Genomic DNA, 19,562 nt, shown 5'->3' with positions numbered 1-19,562 from the left:
GGGTCCACCCCATGGAAGTACGGCTGTGACCTAGTCGACACCGAAGAATCAAAAAAAACTTTCCGGAAGGGGTTGTATCCGCCGCCGAGGTTTGCGAGTCTCTTCTTGGCGATCGGGACGGCCCGCAAGACCGGCCTCCACAGATCACCGGAACCCCTCTTCAAACCACAGGACCACGCCAGGGAACCTGGCGGTAGGCCCTTCCCTTGTTGAGGGATTCGTGAAAGCGTTCACATTCACAAGCAACCTGCACGTAATACCAAGGAGAGGTAGCAGCCATGGACTGGCGTCACCGCGCCGTTTGCCGCGAGGAAGACCCCGAGCTCTTCTTCCCCATCGGCAACACCGGTCCCGCGCTGCTGCAGATCGAGGAAGCCAAGGCCGTCTGCCGTCGCTGCCCGGTGATCGAGCAGTGTCTGCAGTGGGCGCTCGAGTCCGGCCAGGACTCCGGCGTCTGGGGTGGTCTCAGCGAGGACGAGCGCCGTGCGATGAAGCGCCGCGCCGCCCGCAACCGGGCCCGTCAGGCCTCCGCCTGACCATCCACCCCTGCTGACAGCCTGAGCTTGGCGGCGCGTACAGCGAGTACGCAACTCCCGCCCCCGAGCCGCAGCGCGCAGTACCCCCGATGCTCCCCAACCCTCGACTTCGCTCGAGCCGGGGGGACCCCCATCGCACGAGCACTGGCCCCGGACCTTCACCGGTCCGGGGCTTTTTGCTGTCCGCCGTCCTACTTCTGCGGCGGCACCGGTATGTCCAGGATCACCCGAGTGCCGCGCTCCGGGGCCGGGACCATGTCGAAGGTGCCGCCCAGTTCGCCCTCCACCAGGGTGCGGACGATCTGCAGTCCGAGATTGCCGGAGCGGTGCGGGTCGAAGTCCTCGGGCAGGCCGACGCCGTCGTCCTGGACGGTGACGAGGAGGCGGGCCTCCTTCGTGGTGCCGCCACGGACCGCGGAGACCTCCACCGTGCCGGTGTCGCCCTCGCGGAAGCCGTGCTCCAGCGCGTTCTGCAGGACTTCGGTCAGCACCATCGACAGGGGCGTGGCGACCTCGGCGTCCAGGATGCCGAAGCGGCCGGTGCGCCGGCCGGTGACCTTGCCGGGTGAGATCTCGGCCACCATCGCCAGCACGCGGTCGGCGATCTCGTCGAACTCCACGCGCTCGTCCAGGTTCTGAGACAGCGTCTCATGGACGATCGCGATCGAGCCGACCCGGCGTACGGCCTCTTCGAGGGCTTCGCGGCCCCGCTCCGAACCGATGCGCCGGGCCTGGAGGCGGAGCAGGGCCGCGACCGTCTGGAGGTTGTTCTTCACCCGGTGGTGGATCTCCCGGATGGTCGCGTCCTTGGTGATCAACTCGCGCTCGCGGCGCCGCAGTTCGGTGACGTCGCGGAGCAGTACCAGGGAACCGATGCGCGTGCCCTTCGGCTTGAGCGGGATCGCGCGGAACTGGATCACCCCGTCGTTCGCCTCGATCTCGAACTCGCGCGGCGCCCAGCCGCTGGCCACCTTGGCGAGCGCCTCGTCCACCGGGCCGCGGGACGGGGCGAGTTCGGCGGTCGTCCTGCCCAGGTGGTGGCCGACCAGATCGGCGGCCAGGCCCATGCGGTGGTACGCGGACAGAGCGTTCGGGGACGCGTAGTGCACGATGCCTTCCGCGTCGAGCCGGATGAGGCCGTCGCCGACGCGGGGCGAGGCGTCCATGTCGACCTGCTGGTTCTCGAACGGGAAGGCGCCGGCCGCGATCATCTGCGCGAGGTCCGAGGCGCTCTGGAGGTAGGTGAGCTCCAGCCGGCTCGGGGTGCGCACGGTGAGGAGGTTGGTGTTGCGGGCGATGACCCCAAGGACGCGGCCCTGGCGTCGCACGGGGATCGACTCGACGCGGACGGGGACCTCTTCGCGCCACTCCGGGTCGCCCTCGCGCACGATCCGGCCCTCGTCCAGGGCGGCGTCCAGCATGGGGCGCCGGCCGCGCGGGACCAGGTGGCCGACCATGTCGTCCTGGTACGAGGTCGGGCCGGTGTTGGGCCGCATCTGGGCGACGGACACGTACCGCGTGCCGTCGCGGGTGGGGACCCACAGGACGAGGTCGGCGAAGGAGAGGTCGGAGAGGAGCTGCCACTCCGAGACCAGCAGATGGAGCCACTCGAGGTCGGAGTCGTCGAGGGCGGTGTGCTGGCGTACGAGTTCGTTCATGGAGGGCACGTTGCCGAGCGTACCTGGCGGTTCGGACAGCGATCGAAACCAGCCGGATCGCGCCCCACCGGTCACCGGGAGCACCTCCGGAAAGGTCCCGGGAACACCCGCGGGCCGCGGCGCCTGAGAGGGACCCTCAACCCTCCCGGCACCGCAGCCCGGAGCAACATCGGCCGTGGGGTGTGCGGTCCCGGTCGGCCGAAGGGTGAGGAGCCGGGGCAGTCAGGGCAGAGAGCTCCGGTTCCTCGGTCCCGCCCTCCTGTGCGGGGAAGGCGGAAGCCTGATGTTCACCTTGCGTAAGTGCCTCAGTGGCCATTGTGGACTAGACCACTGTGCATGTCCATGCGCTGGACGGTGTTTGTTGTTGTCACTTCCGACGACTGCTCGGACGTCCGAGCACCGGGCAGAAGCCTAACCCTGTTGGCTCACGAGCGGGGCCAGACGGCGAGGGCGATTTCCGCGAGCGACTCCAGTTCCTCGCGACTCGCGCCGTCGCGCGCCTGCTGGGACATGCCCTGGATGATCGCGCCGGCGTGCCGGGCGAGGGCGGCGGCGTCGGTGCCCTCCGGCAGGACACCCGCGGCGACGTCGGCGCGGATGCGGCGCTCGAACGCGGCGATGTTGGCGTTGCGCCGCTCGCGCAGGGACTCCTCCACCTCGGGGGTGGAGCAGTTGGCGGCGGCGTGGATGACGAGGCAGCCGTGCGGACGCCCGGGGGTCGTGTACTCCACGGCCGCCTCGCGGAGCATGCGCTCTATGCCCGCCCGGGCCGTCGGCTCCTCGGCGAGGGCCCGGTCGCCGAAGGAGCCGTACCGCGTGCCGTACTCCCGGACGACTTCCTCGAAGAGCGTGCGCTTGTCGCCGAAGGCCGCGTACAGACTCGGGGCGCCGATGTCCATGACCCGGGTGAGGTCGGAGACGGACGTGGCCTCGTAGCCGTGTTCCCAGAAGGCCATGAGCGCCCTCTCCAGGGCCGCTTCCCGGTCGAAGGAGCGGGGGCGTCCGCGCGCCCTGGCCGGACGGCCGCGGGTCTCGGTCGCGGACCGGGCCGGCGCCCCGCCCCGCTCGGTCTCCTCGCTGCTCACCATGGGGTTCATTTTATAGCGGGCACTAGAGAAATGTCTGCGGGCTGCGGTACCGTCATTTCTGTAGCGACCACTAGAAAATGCGAAGGGGGCGCCGGCATGGGCGTGCTCACGGGCAGGACGGCTCTCGTCACGGGGGCGAGCAGGGGCATCGGACGGGGCATCGCCGAGCGGCTGGGCCGCGACGGCGCACGGGTCGCGGTGCACTACGGCAGGAGCGAGGCGGCGGCGAAGGAGACGGTCGCCGCGATCGAGGCGGCGGGCGGCTCGGCGTTCACGATCGGGGTGGAGCTGGGCGTTCCCGGGGACGCGGAGGCACTGTGGCAGGAGTTCGACCGGCACGCGGACGGCCTGGACATCCTGGTGAACAACGCCGGGATCGGCAGTACGCGACCGATCGGGGAGATAAGTGAGGAGGAGTACGACAGGGTCTTCGCGGTGAACGTGAGGGCGCCGTTCTTCATCCTCCGCCACGGCATGGGGCGGCTGCGCGACGGCGGCCGGGTCGTCAACGTCTCGTCGGGGCTGGCCCGCACCGCGGTGATGCCGGACAACATGGCGTACGCGATGACGAAGGGCGCGCTGGACGTCTTCTCCCGCGACCTCTCCAAGGTGCTGGGCGCCCGCGGCATCACGGTGAACTCGGTGGCGCCCGGCATCATCGACACGGACAACACGGCCGAGCTGCTGCACGGCAGTGCGGACGGCTGGGCTCGGGCGGCGGCGCTCTCGGCGCTGGGCGGGGTGGGGACGCCGGCCGAGGTCGCCGACGTGGTCGCCTTCCTGGCGTCGGACGCGGGCCGGTGGGTCACCGGGAGCTGGGTCGACGCGACGGGAGGTTCGCTGACCTAGCTCGCGTCCGCGGGCTCAGTGGGTCTCCGTCACCTTCGCCAGGGCGCGGGGGGCGTCCGGGTCCTGGCCGCGGGCGATCGTGACCTCGTACGCCAGCAGCTGGAGCGGGATGATCTCCAGCACGGGCTGGACCTCCTCGGCCACGCCCTCGGTGGGCATCACGAATCCGGCGGACGCCCGCTCGACCCGGCTCCTGGGGCCGACGACGAACAGGTCGGCGCCCCGGCCGCGCAGCCGGTCCAGCACGGGCTGGAGCGCCTCGCCGCCCTTGCCGTCGGTGACGACGGCGATCACCGGTGAGACGTTGTCGACCATGGCGAGCGGGCCGTGCAGAAGGTCGGCTCCGGAGTACGAGAGGGCAGGGATGTAGCTGGTCTCCATGAGTTTGAGAGCGGCCTCCTTGGCCGTGGGATAGCCGTAACCGCGCGAGGTGATCACCATGCGCTCGGCGAAGCGGTAGCGGGCGGCGAGAGCGCGCACCTCGTCCTGCCGGGCGAGCAGCCGATCGGCGAGGTCCGGCAGCACCCGGGCGGCCGCGCCGTCGCCGTCGCGCAGGCCCTCGGTGAAGAGGTACAGGGCGAGAAGGGAGGCGGTGTAGGTCTTGGTCGCGGGCAGGGCCCTCTCCGGTCCGGCCATGATGTCGACGTGGTACTCGGAGACGCCGGCCAGCGCGGAGTCGGGGTTGTTGGTCACCGCCAGGGTGATGGCGCCGGCCTCGCGGGCGGCGCGGGTGGAGGCCACCAGGTCCGGCGAGCCGCGGGACTGGCTGACGGTGATGACGAGGACGTCGGTGAGGTGCGGGCGGGCACCGTAGGCGGTGGTGGTCGACATCGAGGCCAGACCGCAGGGCAGGCCGAGGCGGATCTCCAGGAGGTACTTGGCGTACAGCGCGGCGTTGTCGGAGGAGCCGCGGGCGGTCAGCAGCACGAAACGGGGTGCGCGGGCGGCGATCTCGCGGGCCACCTGCCGGATGGAGGCGGCGCCGTCGTCCAGGATCCGGCGCAGGACGGCGGGCTGCTCGGCCATCTCCCGGGCCATGATGCGGCCGGGCAGGTCGCTGTGGAGGCCCGGTGCGGGGGCGGCGGTCATGCGGGTTCCCTCCGGGGTGCGGGGTGGGTGCCGGTGCTGTGGAACGGTGGTGCGTCGCGGGGCCTGAAGGCGGGCGGGGTTCTCAGGGCCGACGGGAGTGCGGTGGCCGGGGAGGCGGACGAGGAGCGGGTGCGGTGGCCGGGTGCACCCGCCCACGGGGCGGTGAGGCGGCCGGGCGGCGGCACGCCGCCGTGCCGTACGGCTTCGCCGGTCCGGCGCGGTGCTTCTCGGCCCCTCTTCTTCATTCCACTCCATCCGGACCGGACGCGCCCGCGCTGAGCCGGAACGGGCTGCCGGACGGCCGCCGGGAAACCGGGGGAAAGAGGACCCCGCTCTGTTAGATTGGTCTAAACCACATATGTCCTTCGGGTTCTCGAGTCCCCTCTTCAGAACGGCAGGCCCAGCGTGGAAGTTGTCATCGTTCCCGACGCCAAGGCGGGCGGCGAGCTCATCGCCGAGGCCATGGCGCAGCTGCTCCGGCGCAAGCCCGACGCCCTGCTCGGGGTGGCCACCGGCTCGACGCCGCTGCCCGTGTACGAGGCGCTGGCGGCCAAGGTGCGCTCGGGTGCCGTGGACACCGCGCGGGCGCGGATCGCCCAGCTCGACGAGTACGTGGGACTGCCCGCGGAACACCTGGAGTCCTACCGCTCGGTGCTGCGGCGCGAGGTGCTGGAGCCGCTGCGCATCGGCATGGACGCCTTCATGGGGCCCGACGGCACGGCCGAGGACGTCCAGGGGGCCTGCGAGGCGTACGACAGTGCGCTGGCCGCGGCCGGCGGGGTGGACCTGCAGTTGCTGGGGATCGGCACCGACGGGCACATCGGGTTCAACGAGCCGTGCTCGTCGCTGGCCTCGCGGACCCGGATCAAGACGCTGACCGAGCAGACCCGCGTCGACAACGCCCGCTTCTTCGACGGCGACATCGATCAGGTGCCGCACCACGTCATCACGCAGGGCATCGGCACCATCCTGGAGGCGCGGCACCTGGTGCTGCTCGCCACCGGTGAGGGCAAGGCCGACGCGGTGGCCGCGAGTGTCGAGGGACCGGTCGCGGCCGTGTGCCCGGCCTCCGCGCTGCAGCTGCACCCGCATGCCACGGTCGTCGTGGACGAGGCCGCCGCCTCCAAGCTGAAGCTCGCCGACTACTTCCGGCACACGTACGCGCACAAGCCCGAGTGGCAGGGGCTCTGAGCCTTCGATCGACCGCGGTGCCCGTGAGAAGGCGCCGGTCCCCATGGCGGGGCCCGGCGCCTTCGTCGTACCGGTGGGCGTGCGCTCACGCGCCCGCGATGGCCTCCGCCGCCGCCCGGCCGCAGACGCGGGCCGCACCGTGGGTGGCCAGGTGCAGGGCACCGCGCGGCGCGGCCTGCGGAACGCCCATCTCGACCACCACGGTGTCGGGGCGGGCCTTGAGCAGGGTGTCGAGGGCCGCCGCCATCCAGGGGTGACGGTGCTCGTCGCGGACGACGGCCACGATGCGGCGGGCGCCGGCCGCCTCCAGCACCTGGTTACCGGCGTCCGGTCCCGCGAAGCCGCCGGTCTGCGTGCCGGGCAGCAGACGCAGGAGCTCCGCGGCGACGCCCCAGGGGGTCTCGTCGCCGACCGCGATGTTGGCGACGGGGGTGAAGGAGGCGACGTAGGGCGGTTCGGTGACGGGAGCGAAGCTCTCGGCGGCGGTGGCCTTCAGGGCGCGGCGGGCGGCGCGCAGGCCCACATCGCCGTCGGCCGCGGACCCGGCCCGCGTGCGGGCCGGGTCCGCGGCCGTCCAGCGGGCCAGGGCGCGGACGCGTTCCGCCGCGTCCGCCAGCCGTTCCTCGGGCAGCTCGCCCGAGCGGACGGCGTCGACCAGGGCGTCCCGCAGCCGCAGGACGATGTCGTCGTCCGCGAGGCCGCCGCCCACGCAGATCGCGTCGGCGCCGGCCGCGACGGCCAGCACGCTGCCGCGTTCGATGCCGTAGGTGCCCGCGATGGCCCGCATCTCCATGCCGTCGGTGACGATCAGGCCGTCGTAGCCGAGTTCGCCGCGCAGCAGATCGGTCAGGATGCGGCGGGAGAGGGTGGCCGGCCGCTCCGGGTCCAGGGCGGGGACCAGGATGTGGGCGCTCATCACCGCGCGGGTGCCCGCGGCGATCGCCTCCCGGAAGGGGGCCAGTTCGCGCTCGGCGAGCACGGCGGCGTCCACGTCGATGCGGGGCATGGCGTGGTGGGAGTCGACGGCCGTGTCGCCGTGGCCGGGGAAGTGCTTGGTGCAGGCGGCCACTCCCACCGACTGCAGGCCGGTGACGTAGGCGGCGGTGTGGCGGGCGACCAGGCGTGCGTCGGCGCCGAAGGAGCGCACGCCGATGACCGGGTTGTCCGGGTCGGAGTTCACGTCGGCGGACGGGGCCCAGTTGAAGTTCACCCCGCAGGCCGCGAGGCGGCGGCCCAGTTCCGCGGCCACCTGGCGGGTCAGTTCCACGTCGTCCACCGCGCCGAGCGCGTGGTTGCCGGGGAAGGAGGAACCGGTGCGCACCTCCAGGCGGGTGACGTCGCCGCCCTCCTCGTCGATCGCGACCAGCACGTCCTCGCGTTCGGCGCGCAGCTGGGCGGTCAGGGCGGCGAGTTGCTCGGGCGAGGCGATGTTGCGACCGAACAGGCCGACGGAGGCCAGTCCCTGGCCGAGGCGGCGCAGCAGCCAGTCGGGGGCGGTGGTGCCGGTGAAGCCGGGCTGGAGGACCGTCAGCGCGTCGCGCGTGAGGGTGTCGGTACCACGGGCGAAAGTCGTCATCGGGTGGCGTTATCCCTTCACGGCGCCGGAGGTGAGGCCGGCGGCCATCTTCTTCTGGACGATCATGAAGAACGCGACGACGGGTATCGCGATCAGCGTCGAGGCGGCCATCAGGGCGCCGTAGTCGGTGCCGCGCGAGGTGGTGAAGTTCATGAGCCAGACGTTGAGCGTGTACTTGTCGTTGTCCTGCAGCACGATGTAGGCGAGCAGGTACTCGTTCCACGCGTTGATCAGCGAGAAGATCGACGCGGCGGCGAGACCCGGCGCGAGCAGCGGGAACACCACGCGCCAAAAGGCGCCCATGCGGGAGCAGCCGTCCACCATCGCGGCCTCTTCCAGCTCCAGGGGGATGTTCACGACGAACCCGCGGATCATCCAGGTGGCGAACGGCAGCGTGGAGACGAGGTAGATGACGATGACGCCCCAGTACTCGTTGATCGCGCCCAGGTCGTTCAACTGGATGTAGAGGGGGATGAGCATGGCCGTCGGCGGCAGCAGCTGCACCACGAGCAGCACGATCATGAAGATCTTGCGGCCGGCGAACCGGAAGCGGCCGATGGCGAAGGCCGCGATGGTGGACAGCACCATCGCCCCGACGACGGCGGTCACGCAGACGATCAGGCTGGACTGGATGGCGGTGCCGAAGTTCGGCGCGTCGATCGCCCGGCGGAAGTTGTCCAGGGTCAGGGACGTCGGCCAGAGCTTCTGGTCGTAGGAGCGGATCTCGGCGTTGGGGCGCAGGGCGCTGACCACGAGCCAGTACACCGGGAAGGCCATCACCAGGAAGGCGACGACGCCCACGGCGTTGTGGAAGTGACGACTGGGCTTCTTGCGGTCGGGCCGGTGGGCGGGCGCCGAGGCTCCCACGGTCTTCGTGGCGGTCGTGGCGGTGGTGTCGCTCACTCGACCTCTCCGATCTTGAGCAGCTGGCGCAGGTAGTAGACGGCCACGCCGGACAGGAGCAGCACGGTGATCAGCGCGATGGCGGCGCCCTGGCTGAAGGAGTTCGACTCGAAGGCCTTCTCGTAGGAGTAGAGGCCGAGGAGGTTGTACTCGGGTTCCGGCTTGTTGCCGCGCATCAGGAAGACCTGGCCGAAGACGTTGAAGTCCCAGATCACCGAGAGCGTGGCCACCATCTGGAAGACGGGTTTGATCACCGGCCAGGTCACGTAGCGGAAGACGCCGATCCGTCCGGCACCGTCGAGTTCCGCGGCCTCCTCCAGTTCGGCCGGCACCTGGGTGAGCGCGGCGTACAGGGTGACGGCGACGAACGGCACCGCGCCCCACACCACCACGGCGCCGATCATGAAGAAGCCCTGCTTGGGGTCGAGCCACCAGTTGTGGCCCTGGTAGTCGAGGCCGAGGTACTTGGTCAGCACCATGTTGGCGACGCCGTAGTCGGAGTCGGCGAACCAGCGGAAGATCGAGGTGGCGACGAGCAGGGGCAGGGACCAGGCGGCGATGAGCGCGCCGGTCAGCAGCAGGCGTACCGCCTTGGTCATGCGCTGCATGGAGTGGGCGAGGAAGAGCCCGAGCGCCATGGTGGCGACGACGCACACGACCATGAACAGGACGGTGCGCCACAGGACGTCGTAGAACTCGCCGTCACCGAGGATGTTGGTGAACTGCTCGAAGCCGACCCACTCGGCGGCCTGTCCCGTCCACAGTTCCCGTCGGCCGACGTCCTGGAAGGACATGATCACGGTCTTGATCAGCGGCCAGACGAACACCGCGGCGAGTGCCACGACAGCCGGGGCGATCAGCAGGTAGGGCAGCAGGGGCCCGTTCGTCCACCGGCTTCGCCGAGGGGTGGACGGTGCCGGGCCGTCACCGTCGCGCGCCCGCGGAGCGGACACCTCCGGCTCGGCTGCTTTGATGTCGGCGGCACTCACTGTGCTGGCCTTCCGTTCGAAGGGTCTGCATCGGATCGGTGGCCGGCACACCCCGGGCGGCCGGCACACCCAACCGGCCTTGTCCAGCCGGGCGGCCGGACAAGGCACCGGAGGTCAACGAGGGCTGGGCACCTGGGCTCAGGGCTCAGGCGGTCTCGTTGATCATCGAGTTGATCTCCGCGTCCGCCGCCTTGGTGGCCTCGGCGACCGACTTGCCCTTGAGGATGTCCAGGAGCATCGTCTCGAGGGTCTCCTTCTTCTCGATCGCGGCCCAGCCGGGGGCGATCGGGGTGAACCAGGCGTCGGGGACGGCGTTGGCGATCGGGGCCGTCGCCGGCTTGGACTTCAGCGGCTCCAGCTGCTTGGTGTTGTTGGGCAGGATGTCCTTGGCGGCCAGCGCGGCCTGGGCCTTCTCGTTGGTGAACATCGAGATCCAGTCCTGCGCCATGTCCTGGTTCTCGGACTTGGAGATCGTGGCCAGGTCGGAGCCGCCGATGAAGGAGGGCAGCGCCTTGCCGTTCGGGCCGGGCATGCCCGCCGTGACGATCTTGTCCTTCAGCCTGGGGTTGCCGTTCGTCTTGGAGTCGACGACGCTGCCGGCCTCCCAGCCGTTGCCGTAGAGCATGGCCGCCTTCTCGTTGGCCATGACGTTGGCGTGGTCCTGCTCGTCCTTGGTCTGGTCACCGTTGTTGTACTTCTTGACCAGGTCGACGAAGTGCTGGATGCCCTTCTGGGACTCCGGCGAGGAGAGTGCGGCCTTCCACTCCTTGCCGCCCTCGTCGTAGGTGGCGATCTGGCCGCCGTAGGCGGCGACGTAGGACATGGCGGCGTACCAGTAGCGCCCCGGCAGGTACAGCGAGGAGAAGGCGTTGTCCTTCTTGTACTTGTCCTGGACCTTGTCGAGCGCCTTGAGCAGTTCGGCCTCGGTCGTCGGCAGCTGGTCCGAGCCGGTGCCGGCCTTGAACATGTCCTTGTTGTAGATGGCGACGCGGGCACCGGCGTAGTACGGGACGCAGTACAGCTTGCCCTCGTACGAGCAGGTGTCCTTCAGGCCCTTGATCCAGGTGTCGGAGTTGTCGTACTTCTTCTCGTCGATCTCGCCGAGGGCACCGTTGAGGATGTAGGTCATCGTCTCGGTGTTGCCCAGCTCGACCACATCGGGGAACTTGTCGCCGGAGAGCGCGGCGTCGAGCTTCTTGGTCTTGTCGGCCCACTGCTGGTACTGGACGTTGACCTTGACGCCGGGGTACTTCTTGTTGAAGTCGGCGTTCGCCTGCTTGACCAGCTCGGGCCAGCTGCTCTGGGCGTCCACCATGAGCCAGACGGTGAGTTCGCCCTTGCGGTCCTTCGGGTCCTGCTTGGACGCGCCGTCGTCCGACCCCCCGCACGCCGCGATGGAGACCATCATGCCCGCGATACCGATCGCGGCTGCCAGCTTGCGCTTCACGCCACCCTCCTCAGGGATGCCACAAACCCCCCTGCCTCCCCGCGGTCGAGCGTGAACGCGTACCGCCCTTGGGGCCGGGACTGGACCAATGGTGTAGACCAGTACGGGGGAGCTTGGCCCAGACCAATAGGGCTGTCAAGGGTGTTCGAGCGGGCACCAGACGTCCGTTATGGGACCGCGATATGCAGGGACTTTTCATTTCGCAAGCGGCACATCGGGCCACCGCGCGGACCTCGGCCGGGGCCATCGCCTCGGCGCGGTGGACTAGACCAACCGGGGCACCGGAGGTATACAGAAGGGATCACGGAGCGTGCGGGACTCTCCCGGCACGAAGCCGTGCCACGATGTGAGCCGTGGCCGATAGGTGATGTCGGTCGCTTCGGCACCCGGAGCCGGGAAGGCAGAGCATGAGCACCGACGTCAGCAGTGCGGAGAACGAGGGTGGGGCGACCGTCCGTACCGCGCGCGTGCCCAAGTACTACCGTCTGAAGAAGCACCTGCTCGACATGACCCGGACACAGGCGCCGGGCACACCCGTCCCGCCCGAGCGCACCCTGGCCGCGGAGTTCGACACCTCGCGCACGACCGTCCGCCAGGCCCTGCAGGAACTGGTCGTCGAGGGCCGGCTGGAGCGCATCCAGGGCAAGGGCACGTTCGTCGCCAAGCCCAAGGTCTCGCAGGCCCTGCAACTCACCTCCTACACCGAGGACATGCGGGCCCAGGGCCTCGAACCCACCTCCCAGCTGCTGGACATCGGCTACATCACCGCCGACGACCGGCTCGCCGGTCTGCTGGACATCAGCACGGGCGGACGGGTTCTGCGCATCGAACGGCTGCGCATGGCCAACGGCGAGCCCATGGCCATCGAGACCACGCACCTGTCGGCGAAGCGCTTCCCGGCGCTGCGCCGCTCCCTCGTCAAGTACACGTCCCTCTACACGGCGCTCGCCGAGGTGTACGACGTCCACCTCGCCGAGGCCGAGGAGACCATCGAGACCTCGCTGGCCACCCCGCGCGAGGCGGGCCTGCTCGGCACCGACGTGGGCCTGCCCATGCTGATGCTCTCCCGGCACTCGCGGGACCGGGACGGACAGCCGGTCGAGTGGGTGCGGTCGGTGTACCGGGGCGACCGCTACAAGTTCGTCGCGCGACTGAAGCGCCCCCAGGACTGAGAGCGCACGCGCCCGCACCGCACGTTACGTTGCGGTTGCGGACCGATATGCGGACAAGGGCTTCCGCTCTGTTGACGGGTCACCTACATTTCGTGCGCACCGCACCAGGTGATCAGTGAGGGGACGGAGTCGCCACATGTCACAAGCCCCAGAAGTGAACAGAGGGCCGGTGGTGACGCCCATGCGCGTCGTCATCGCCCTCTGCCTTTTCGCACCGTTCGTCGCCATGTTGTGGGTCGGTTCGTACGCGAAGACGGACCCGGCCTTCATAGGCATCCCGTTCTTCTACTGGTACCAGATGGCCTGGGTGCTGATCTCCACCGCCCTGACCATGATCGCGTACAAGTTGTGGCAGCGTGACCAGCGCGCTCGCCGGGGAGGCGGGGCCAAGTGAACGACGGCGTGAACGGCGTCGCACTCGCCGTCTTCATCTTCTTCTTCGTGCTCGTCACCGCCATGGGCTTCCTGGCCGCGCGCTGGCGCAAGGCCGAGAACGAGCACAGCCTCGACGAGTGGGGCCTGGGCGGCCGCTCGTTCGGCACCTGGGTCACCTGGTTCCTGCTGGGCGGCGACCTGTACACGGCGTACACCTTCGTGGCCGTCCCCGCGGCGATCTACGCGGCGGGCGCGGCCGGCTTCTTCGCCGTGCCGTACACCATCCTGGTCTACCCGCTGATCTTCACCTTCCTGCCCCGCCTGTGGTCGGTCTCCCACAAGCACGGCTACGTGACGACCTCGGACTTCGTGCGCGGCCGGTTCGGCTCGAAGGGCCTGTCGCTGGCGGTCGCCGTCACCGGCATCCTGGCCACGATGCCGTACATCGCGCTCCAGCTCGTCGGCATCCAGGCCGTGCTGGACGTGATGGGCGTCGGGGGCGGTGAGGACACCCACTGGTTCATCAAGGACCTGCCGCTGCTGATCGCCTTCGGCGTGCTCGCGGCGTACACCTACTCGTCGGGGCTGCGGGCGCCCGCGCTGATCGCGTTCGTGAAGGACACGCTGATCTACATCGTGATCGCGGTGGCGATCATCTACATCCCGATCAAGCTGGGCGGGTTCGACGACATCTTCGCCAAGGCCGGCGAGGCGTTCAGCCAGACCAACCCGGCCACCGGGCAGCCGCGCGGCGCGCTGGCTCCGGGCGAGGCGGGCCAGTGGACGTACGCCACGCTGGCGCTCGGCTCGGCGCTCGCGCTCTTCATGTACCCGCACTCGATCACCGCGACGCTGTCCTCGCGCAGCCGTGAGGTGATCCGCCGCAACACCACGATCCTGCCCCTGTACTCGCTGATGCTCGGTCTTCTGGCGCTGCTGGGCTTCATGGCGATCGCGGCCGGCGTCAAGGTCAGCAACGGGCAGTTGGCGATCCCGCAGCTGTTCGAGAACATGTTCCCGGACTGGTTCGCGGGCGTGGCCTTCGCGGCGATCGGCATCGGCGCGCTGGTCCCGGCGGCGATCATGTCGATCGCGGCCGCGAACCTCTTCACCCGCAACATCTACAAGGACTTCATCAAGCCGGACGCCACCCCGGCCCAGGAGACGAAGGTCTCCAAGCTGGTGTCGCTGCTGGTGAAGGTGGGCGCGCTGGTCTTCGTCCTCGGCATGGACAAGACGGTCGCGATCAACTTCCAGCTGCTCGGCGGAATCTGGATCCTGCAGACCTTCCCGGCCCTGGTCGGCGGCCTGTTCACCCGGTGGTTCCACCGCTGGGCGCTGCTCGCCGGCTGGGCGGTCGGCATGGTCTACGGAACGGCCGCCGCGTACGGCGTCGCCTCGCCGACGCAGAAGCACTTCGGCGGCTCCTCCAAGGAGATCCCCGGCATCGGCGAGATCGGCTACATCGGTCTCACCGCCTTCGTGCTGAACGTCCTGGTCACCGTGGTCCTGACCTTCGTCCTGAAGGCCGTCAAGGCCCCGGAGGGCGTGGACGAGACCAAGCCGGAGGACTACACGGCGGACGCGGGCGACCCGGGCGTCCAGGTCGAGCTGCCGCCGGCCACGGCGGGTACGTCGCACTGACACCCCGTACGCAACGGGCCGTCGGAGAAATCCGGCGGCCCGTCGTCGTACCCGTCCGGCACACTCGCCCCCATGGACATCGTCATCCGGCAGGCGGCACCCGGCGAGTACGGCACCCTCGGCGAGATCACCGCGCAGGCATACCTCCATGACGGCCTCCTCGACTTCGGGGAGAGCGACGCGTACCTCCGCGAACTGCGGGACGTGGCCAAGCGGGCGGCCGCCGCCGAGGTGCTGGTCGCCGCGGCGGACGACCGGGTCCTGGGCGGCGTCACGTTCGTGCCGTCCGGCGGCCCCATGGCCGACATCGCCGCGCCCGGCGAGGCCGAGATACGCATGCTCGCCGTCGCCCGGGAGGCACGCGGACGCGGCGTCGGCGAGGCCCTGGTGCGCTCCTGCGTCGACCGCGCCCGGACCGTCGGGGGCTGTGAGCGTCTGGTGCTGTCGACCCAGCGCACGATGCGCGCCGCGCACCGGATCTACGAACGTCTGGGCTTCGTCCGCACCCCGGAGCGGGACTGGAACCCGCTCCCGGACCTGGACGACATCACTCTCCTCACCTACGAGTTGACCCTGTCAACGACCCGGGACTGAAGTCCCTGGCTTGCACAACGGGCATCACTGGCGGTGATGCCGCGTTTGCGTCCAGCCCCGGCCCGCTGTTGCGGAGGTGGGGCAGGGGCCGTTGGCGGGGCCCCGCGTCGCCACAACTCCCGCTTGCACAGGGTGAAGTTCTTGAACTCCCCGTGTTCGAAGGCCACCTCACTCGCCCAGGTCGCCGCCTGATTGCAGGCACGCAGGGTCGCCTTCAGGGCCGCCGCCTGCACCGGCGTCGGCAGCAGTCCGACCTGCACCACCAGCTTCACGATCACCGATCGTGGACATCTGCACGACAGCCCACCACACGTTCCCCACGCACCACCCCAACGAGTGGCACCCCCGCCCCAGGGCCCCCCTACCCCGCAACCCCGACAGGGAGCAAGACCGGCCGCTGCGCGGCCGGACGCGCACAACGACACCGCGGCGCTGCGCGCGGTGCACGAGGATGCGATTTCTCCCGGGGCTGAAGCCCTGGGATTCCTCGCAAGAATGAGCTGAAGCCTACGAGACACAACATCTGGGGGTGTCACCGGAACCCGGCACAAGATGTATGCTCATGCTCGCTGTCGCCGCAGGGGAATCCGGTGCGAATCCGGAACTGTCCCGCAACGGTGTACTTGTGCGTGTTCGCGTAGCTGTGTTTTCACGTGAGCCCGCCCAGGCTTCAGTCCGAGGACCTGCCGACAGTGCGCCCGGCCGTCCCGGTCCGGGTGCCATGACGTCCGGGCCTCGTGGAGTGGGCCGGTGGACGCGACGCCGTGCGCGCTCGTGAGCTGCCCCCTGCCCTCCGCCAGGCCCCGTGCCGAGCGAGGGAGAGCCCCACGTGACCATCGCGCCAGCCGATCCGGCTTCAGCGACCCCGGTGACCGAGGAACCCGACGGACCCGGTGCCGCGCTGCTGCGGACCCTGACCGGGCTGACCGCCGACCTCCCCGACACCGACCCCGGCCGGGTCGCCGCCGCCGCACTGCGCGGCCGGTCCGCGCACGCCGACGAGACGGAGCTGCGGGAGCTGGCCACGGAGGCCGCGGCCGGCCTGATCTCGGAGGACCCCGCCTACTCCCGGCTGGCCGCCCGGCTGCTGACCATCGGCATCCGCGCCGAGGCCGCCTCCCAGGGCGTCACGAGCTTCACCGAGTCCGTCGCCACCGGCCACCGCGAGGGCCTGATCGCCGACCGCACGGCCGCCTTCGTCCGGCTGCACGCGGACCGGCTGGACGCGCTGATCGACCCGGACGCCGACGACCGGTTCGGCTACTTCGGCCTGCGCACGCTGTACAGCCGCTATCTGCTCCGGCACCCGATCACCCGCAAGGTCGTCGAGACGCCCCAGCACTTCCTGCTGCGCGTCGCCGCCGGCCTCGCCGAGGACGACACCGAGCGGTCCGCCCGCGAAGTGGCCGCGCTCTACGGGCTGATGAGCCGCCTGGACTATCTGCCCTCCTCCCCCACCCTGTTCAACTCCGGTACCCGGCACGCCCAGATGTCGTCCTGCTACCTCCTGGACTCCCCCAAGGACGAGCTGGACTCGATCTACGAGCGCTACCTCCAGGTCGCCCGCCTCTCCAAGCACGCCGGCGGCATCGGCATCGCCTACTCCCGCGTCCGCGCCCGCGGTTCGCTGATCCGCGGCACCAACGGGCACTCCAACGGCATCGTCCCGTTCCTGAAGACGCTGGACGCCTCGGTCGCCGCGGTGAACCAGGGCGGCCGCCGCAAGGGGGCGGCGGCGGTCTACCTGGAGACCTGGCACGCGGACATCGAGGAGTTCCTGGAGCTGCGGGACAACACCGGCGAGGACGCCCGCCGCACGCACAACCTGAACCTCGCGCACTGGATCCCGGACGAGTTCATGCGCCGGGTGGACGCCGACGGGCAGTGGTCGCTGTTCTCCCCCTCCGACGTGCCCGAGCTGGTCGACCTGTGGGGCGAGGAGTTCGACGCGGCCTACCGGGAGGCCGAGGCGAGGGGTCTGGCGAAGAAGACCCTCCCCGCCCGTGAGCTGTACGGCCGCATGATGCGCACCCTCGCACAGACCGGCAACGGCTGGATGACCTTCAAGGACACCGCCAACCGCACCGCCAACCAGACCGCGGAGCCCGGTCACGTCGTCCACTCCTCCAACCTCTGCACGGAGATCCTGGAGGTCACGGACGACGGGGAGACGGCCGTCTGCAATCTGGGCTCGGTCAACCTCGGCGCCTTCGTGGCCGGCGGGGACATCGACTGGGAGCGGCTGGACGCCACGGTCCGTACCGCCGTGACCTTCCTGGACCGGGTCGTCGACATCAACTTCTACCCGACCGAGCAGGCGGGCCGCTCCAACGCCCGCTGGCGTCCGGTGGGCCTCGGTGCGATGGGCCTCCAGGACGTCTTCTTCCAGCTGCGGCTGCCCTTCGACTCCCCCGAGGCGCGTGCCCTCTCCACCCGTATCGCCGAGCGGATCATGCTCGCCGCCTACGAGACCTCCGCGGACCTCGCCGAGCGCAACGGCCCGCTGCCGGCGTGGGAGAAGACCCGTACGGCCCGGGGCGTCCTGCACCCCGACCACTACGGTGTCGAGCCGGCCTGGCCCGAGCGCTGGGCGGCCCTGCGGACCCGCATCGCCGCGACCGGCCTGCGCAACTCCCTGCTCCTCGCGATCGCGCCCACCGCCACGATCGCCTCCATCGCGGGCGTCTACGAGTGCATCGAGCCGCAGGTGTCCAACCTGTTCAAGCGCGAGACGCTGTCCGGCGAGTTCCTCCAGGTCAACTCCTACCTGGTGAACGACCTCAAGCAGCTCGGCGTGTGGGACGCCCGCACCCGTGAGGCGCTGCGCGAGGCGAACGGCTCGGTGCAGGACTTCGCCTGGATCCCCGAGGACGTGCGCAGGCTGTACCGCACCGCCTGGGAGATCCCGCAGCGCGGCCTGATCGACATGGCCGCCGCCCGCACGCCGTACCTCGACCAGGCACAGTCCCTGAACCTGTTCATGGAGACGCCGACCATCGGGAAGCTCTCCTCGATGTACGCGTACGCCTGGAAGCAGGGCCTGAAGACCACGTACTACCTGCGCTCGCGCCCGGCGACCCGCATCGCCCGCGCGGCCCGCGCCGCCGTCCCCGTGCAGGCCACCCCGGACCCCGAAGCGGTCGCCTGCTCCCTGGAAAACCCCGAGTCCTGCGAGGCCTGCCAGTAATGACCACCGAAACCCCGTCCGGCACGACCAAGAACCTGCTCGACCCCGGCTTCGAGCTGACCCTGCGCCCCATGCGCTACCCGGACTTCTACGAGCGCTACCGGGACGCCATCAAGAACACCTGGACCGTGGAGGAGGTCGACCTCCACTCGGACGTGGCCGACCTCGCCAGGCTCAGCCCGGCCGAGCAGCACCTCATCGGCCGGCTGGTCGCCTTCTTCGCCACCGGCGACTCGATCGTGGCGAACAACCTGGTGCTGACCCTGTACAAGCACATCAACTCCCCCGAGGCGCGGCTGTACCTGTCCCGCCAGCTCTTCGAGGAGGCCGTCCACGTCCAGTTCTATCTGACCCTGCTGGACACCTACCTCCCCGACCCGGACGACCGCGCCGCCGCGTTCGCGGCCGTGGAGAACATCCCCTCCATCCGGGAGAAGGCCGAGTTCTGCTTCACGTGGATGGACTCGGTGGAGGAGATCGACCGCCTGGAGACCCGGGCCGACCGGCGCCGCTTCCTGCTCAACCTCATCTGCTTCGCCGCGTGCATCGAGGGCCTGTTCTTCTACGGCGCCTTCGCCTACGTGTACTGGTTCCGCAGCCGGGGCCTGCTGCACGGTCTGGCCACCGGCACCAACTGGGTGTTCCGGGACGAGACGATGCACATGTCCTTCGCCTTCGACGTGGTCGACACCGTGCGCAAGGAGGAGCCGGAGCTCTTCGACGACGCGCTCCGGCAGCAGGTCACCGACATGCTGGGGGAGGCCGTCGAGGCCGAGCTGCAGTTCGCGCGCGACCTGTGCGGTGACGGCCTCCCGGGCATGAACACCGACTCGATGCGGCAGTACCTGGAGTGCGTGGCCGATCAGCGTCTGACGCGGCTCGGCTTCGCCCCGGTGTACGGCTCCGAGAACCCCTTCTCCTTCATGGAGCTCCAGGGGGTTCAGGAGCTGACCAACTTCTTCGAGCGGCGTCCCTCGGCGTACCAGGTGGCGGTGGAGGGCACCGTCGACCTGTCCGAGGACTTCTGAGTCTTCTGCGCCTCCTTCCTCCCGGCCTCCCGGGCGCCCTCCTGGGCCTCCCTGAGCTGACGGTCGATGCGCCGGTCGCGCACGATGCCGGTCAGCGAGGGGAGGACCATGAGGACCAGGAGTCCGAAGGTCACGAGCATTCCGATCAGGGCTTCCGTCTGTTCTCCGGTCATGACACCACTGTCGCGCCGGATACTCCTTACCGGGAGTGGCAGGACTGCCGTAGGCCCTCGATT

17 protein-coding genes and 1 riboswitch are annotated in these 19,562 nt (G+C 69.9%); of the genes, 9 read left to right on the top strand and 8 right to left on the bottom strand.

All coding sequences use genetic code 11. The features are described 5' to 3' along the window. Positions 1-278: 278 nt before the first annotated feature. A complete protein-coding gene (locus IE260_RS17815; protein WP_029383210.1) occupies positions 279-536 on the top strand; it encodes a WhiB family transcriptional regulator in 258 nt (85 codons plus the stop codon). A gap of 191 nt (positions 537-727) precedes the next feature. On the opposite strand, the gene IE260_RS17810 is transcribed toward IE260_RS17815, so the two are convergent. Continuing rightward, the gene (locus IE260_RS17810; RefSeq protein ID WP_189873266.1) at positions 728-2,194 is read right to left on the bottom strand and encodes a sensor histidine kinase; all 1,467 of its coding nucleotides are present in this window, start codon (positions 2,192-2,194) and stop codon (positions 728-730) included. Positions 2,195-2,619: 425 nt separating this feature from the next. Then, positions 2,620-3,282 carry a TetR/AcrR family transcriptional regulator gene (locus IE260_RS17805; RefSeq protein ID WP_189872967.1) on the bottom strand — a complete coding sequence of 221 codons (663 nt, stop codon included), beginning with the start codon at positions 3,280-3,282 and terminating at the stop codon, positions 2,620-2,622. Between the two features lie 96 nt (positions 3,283-3,378). Between IE260_RS17805 and IE260_RS17800 the strand changes: the two genes are divergently transcribed. Next, positions 3,379-4,131 (top strand): SDR family oxidoreductase, encoded by a 753-nt coding sequence (locus tag IE260_RS17800; protein WP_189872965.1) that lies wholly within the window; start codon positions 3,379-3,381, stop codon positions 4,129-4,131. A 15-nt stretch (positions 4,132-4,146) separates the two neighbouring features. On the opposite strand, the gene IE260_RS17795 is transcribed toward IE260_RS17800, so the two are convergent. Further along, positions 4,147-5,220 carry an SIS domain-containing protein gene (locus IE260_RS17795; RefSeq protein ID WP_189872963.1) on the bottom strand — a complete coding sequence of 358 codons (1,074 nt, stop codon included), beginning with the start codon at positions 5,218-5,220 and terminating at the stop codon, positions 4,147-4,149. Positions 5,221-5,625: 405 nt separating this feature from the next. Between IE260_RS17795 and nagB the strand changes: the two genes are divergently transcribed. Beyond that, entirely contained in the window at positions 5,626-6,411 is a 786-nt protein-coding gene (nagB, locus tag IE260_RS17790) for a glucosamine-6-phosphate deaminase (protein ID WP_189872961.1), read from the top strand. Positions 6,412-6,496: 85 nt separating this feature from the next. Here nagB and IE260_RS17785 read toward each other — a convergent pair whose 3' ends face one another. From IE260_RS17785 to IE260_RS17770, 4 genes are all read right to left on the bottom strand, one after another. Further along, positions 6,497-7,987, bottom strand: a complete 1,491-nt coding sequence (locus tag IE260_RS17785; RefSeq protein WP_189872959.1) for a glycoside hydrolase family 3 protein — start codon at positions 7,985-7,987, stop codon at positions 6,497-6,499. A 9-nt stretch (positions 7,988-7,996) separates the two neighbouring features. Further along, complete coding sequence (locus IE260_RS17780; RefSeq protein WP_373303357.1) at positions 7,997-8,890, bottom strand: carbohydrate ABC transporter permease; 894 nt, start codon at positions 8,888-8,890, stop codon at positions 7,997-7,999. Continuing rightward, positions 8,887-9,879, bottom strand: a complete 993-nt coding sequence (locus IE260_RS17775; RefSeq protein ID WP_189872957.1) for a carbohydrate ABC transporter permease — start codon at positions 9,877-9,879, stop codon at positions 8,887-8,889. Before IE260_RS17775 ends, IE260_RS17780 begins: the two co-directional genes overlap by 4 nt. Positions 9,880-10,024: 145 nt before the next feature. Further along, a complete protein-coding gene (locus tag IE260_RS17770) occupies positions 10,025-11,326 on the bottom strand; it encodes a sugar ABC transporter substrate-binding protein (protein WP_189872955.1) in 1,302 nt (433 codons plus the stop codon). A 407-nt stretch (positions 11,327-11,733) separates the two neighbouring features. On the opposite strand from IE260_RS17770, the gene IE260_RS17765 reads away from it, so the two are divergent. The 6 genes from IE260_RS17765 (at position 11,734) to IE260_RS17740 (ending at position 19,326) form a co-directional block, all read left to right on the top strand. After that, entirely contained in the window at positions 11,734-12,498 is a 765-nt protein-coding gene (locus tag IE260_RS17765; protein ID WP_189872953.1) for a GntR family transcriptional regulator, read from the top strand. 136 nt (positions 12,499-12,634) lie between these two features. Continuing rightward, positions 12,635-12,892, top strand: coding sequence for a DUF3311 domain-containing protein (locus IE260_RS17760; RefSeq protein ID WP_189872951.1), 258 nt, complete (start codon positions 12,635-12,637; stop codon positions 12,890-12,892). Next, positions 12,889-14,517: a monocarboxylate uptake permease MctP gene (gene mctP / locus IE260_RS17755; RefSeq protein WP_189872949.1), complete on the top strand. Its 1,629-nt coding sequence runs from the start codon at positions 12,889-12,891 to the stop codon at positions 14,515-14,517. The genes IE260_RS17760 and mctP overlap by 4 nt, the downstream gene beginning before the upstream one ends. Positions 14,518-14,589: 72 nt before the next feature. Then, positions 14,590-15,111 carry a GNAT family N-acetyltransferase gene (locus IE260_RS17750; protein ID WP_189872947.1) on the top strand — a complete coding sequence of 174 codons (522 nt, stop codon included), beginning with the start codon at positions 14,590-14,592 and terminating at the stop codon, positions 15,109-15,111. Between the two features lie 556 nt (positions 15,112-15,667). Further along, positions 15,668-15,816: riboswitch (cobalamin riboswitch) on the top strand. Positions 15,817-15,940: 124 nt separating this feature from the next. Beyond that, positions 15,941-18,298, top strand: coding sequence for a ribonucleoside-diphosphate reductase subunit alpha (locus tag IE260_RS17745; RefSeq protein ID WP_189872946.1), 2,358 nt, complete (start codon positions 15,941-15,943; stop codon positions 18,296-18,298). Beyond that, the gene (locus IE260_RS17740) at positions 18,298-19,326 is read left to right on the top strand and encodes a ribonucleotide-diphosphate reductase subunit beta (protein WP_189872945.1); all 1,029 of its coding nucleotides are present in this window, start codon (positions 18,298-18,300) and stop codon (positions 19,324-19,326) included. The genes IE260_RS17745 and IE260_RS17740 overlap by 1 nt, the downstream gene beginning before the upstream one ends. On the opposite strand, the gene IE260_RS17735 is transcribed toward IE260_RS17740, so the two are convergent. Then, the gene (locus tag IE260_RS17735) at positions 19,239-19,499 is read right to left on the bottom strand and encodes a hypothetical protein (protein ID WP_189872944.1); all 261 of its coding nucleotides are present in this window, start codon (positions 19,497-19,499) and stop codon (positions 19,239-19,241) included. The genes IE260_RS17740 and IE260_RS17735 overlap by 88 nt on opposite strands. Between the last annotated feature and the right edge of the window lie 63 nt (positions 19,500-19,562).

The organism is Streptomyces viridiviolaceus (genome assembly GCF_014650995.1).
Taxonomy (GTDB): domain Bacteria; phylum Actinomycetota; class Actinomycetes; order Streptomycetales; family Streptomycetaceae; genus Streptomyces; species Streptomyces viridiviolaceus.
Note: the sequence above shows the minus strand (reverse complement) of the source record. Positions and strands in the feature narration are given on the sequence as shown.

Bases quoted from the DNA above. Each gene is read 5' to 3' on its own strand.
- IE260_RS17750 (WP_189872947.1), top strand. From the start codon at position 14,590: ATGGACATCGTCATCCGGCAGGCGGCACCCGGCGAGTACGGCACCCTC.
- IE260_RS17735 (WP_189872944.1), bottom strand. From the start codon at position 19,499: ATGACCGGAGAACAGACGGAAGCCCTGATCGGAATGCTCGTGACCTTC.
- IE260_RS17795 (WP_189872963.1), bottom strand. From the start codon at position 5,220: ATGACCGCCGCCCCCGCACCGGGCCTCCACAGCGACCTGCCCGGCCGC.
- IE260_RS17765 (WP_189872953.1), top strand. From the start codon at position 11,734: ATGAGCACCGACGTCAGCAGTGCGGAGAACGAGGGTGGGGCGACCGTC.
- IE260_RS17800 (WP_189872965.1), top strand. From the start codon at position 3,379: ATGGGCGTGCTCACGGGCAGGACGGCTCTCGTCACGGGGGCGAGCAGG.
- IE260_RS17805 (WP_189872967.1), bottom strand. From the start codon at position 3,282: ATGGTGAGCAGCGAGGAGACCGAGCGGGGCGGGGCGCCGGCCCGGTCC.
- IE260_RS17760 (WP_189872951.1), top strand. From the start codon at position 12,635: ATGTCACAAGCCCCAGAAGTGAACAGAGGGCCGGTGGTGACGCCCATG.
- IE260_RS17785 (WP_189872959.1), bottom strand. From the start codon at position 7,987: ATGACGACTTTCGCCCGTGGTACCGACACCCTCACGCGCGACGCGCTG.
- IE260_RS17740 (WP_189872945.1), top strand. From the start codon at position 18,298: ATGACCACCGAAACCCCGTCCGGCACGACCAAGAACCTGCTCGACCCC.
- IE260_RS17810 (WP_189873266.1), bottom strand. From the start codon at position 2,194: ATGAACGAACTCGTACGCCAGCACACCGCCCTCGACGACTCCGACCTC.
- IE260_RS17815 (WP_029383210.1), top strand. From the start codon at position 279: ATGGACTGGCGTCACCGCGCCGTTTGCCGCGAGGAAGACCCCGAGCTC.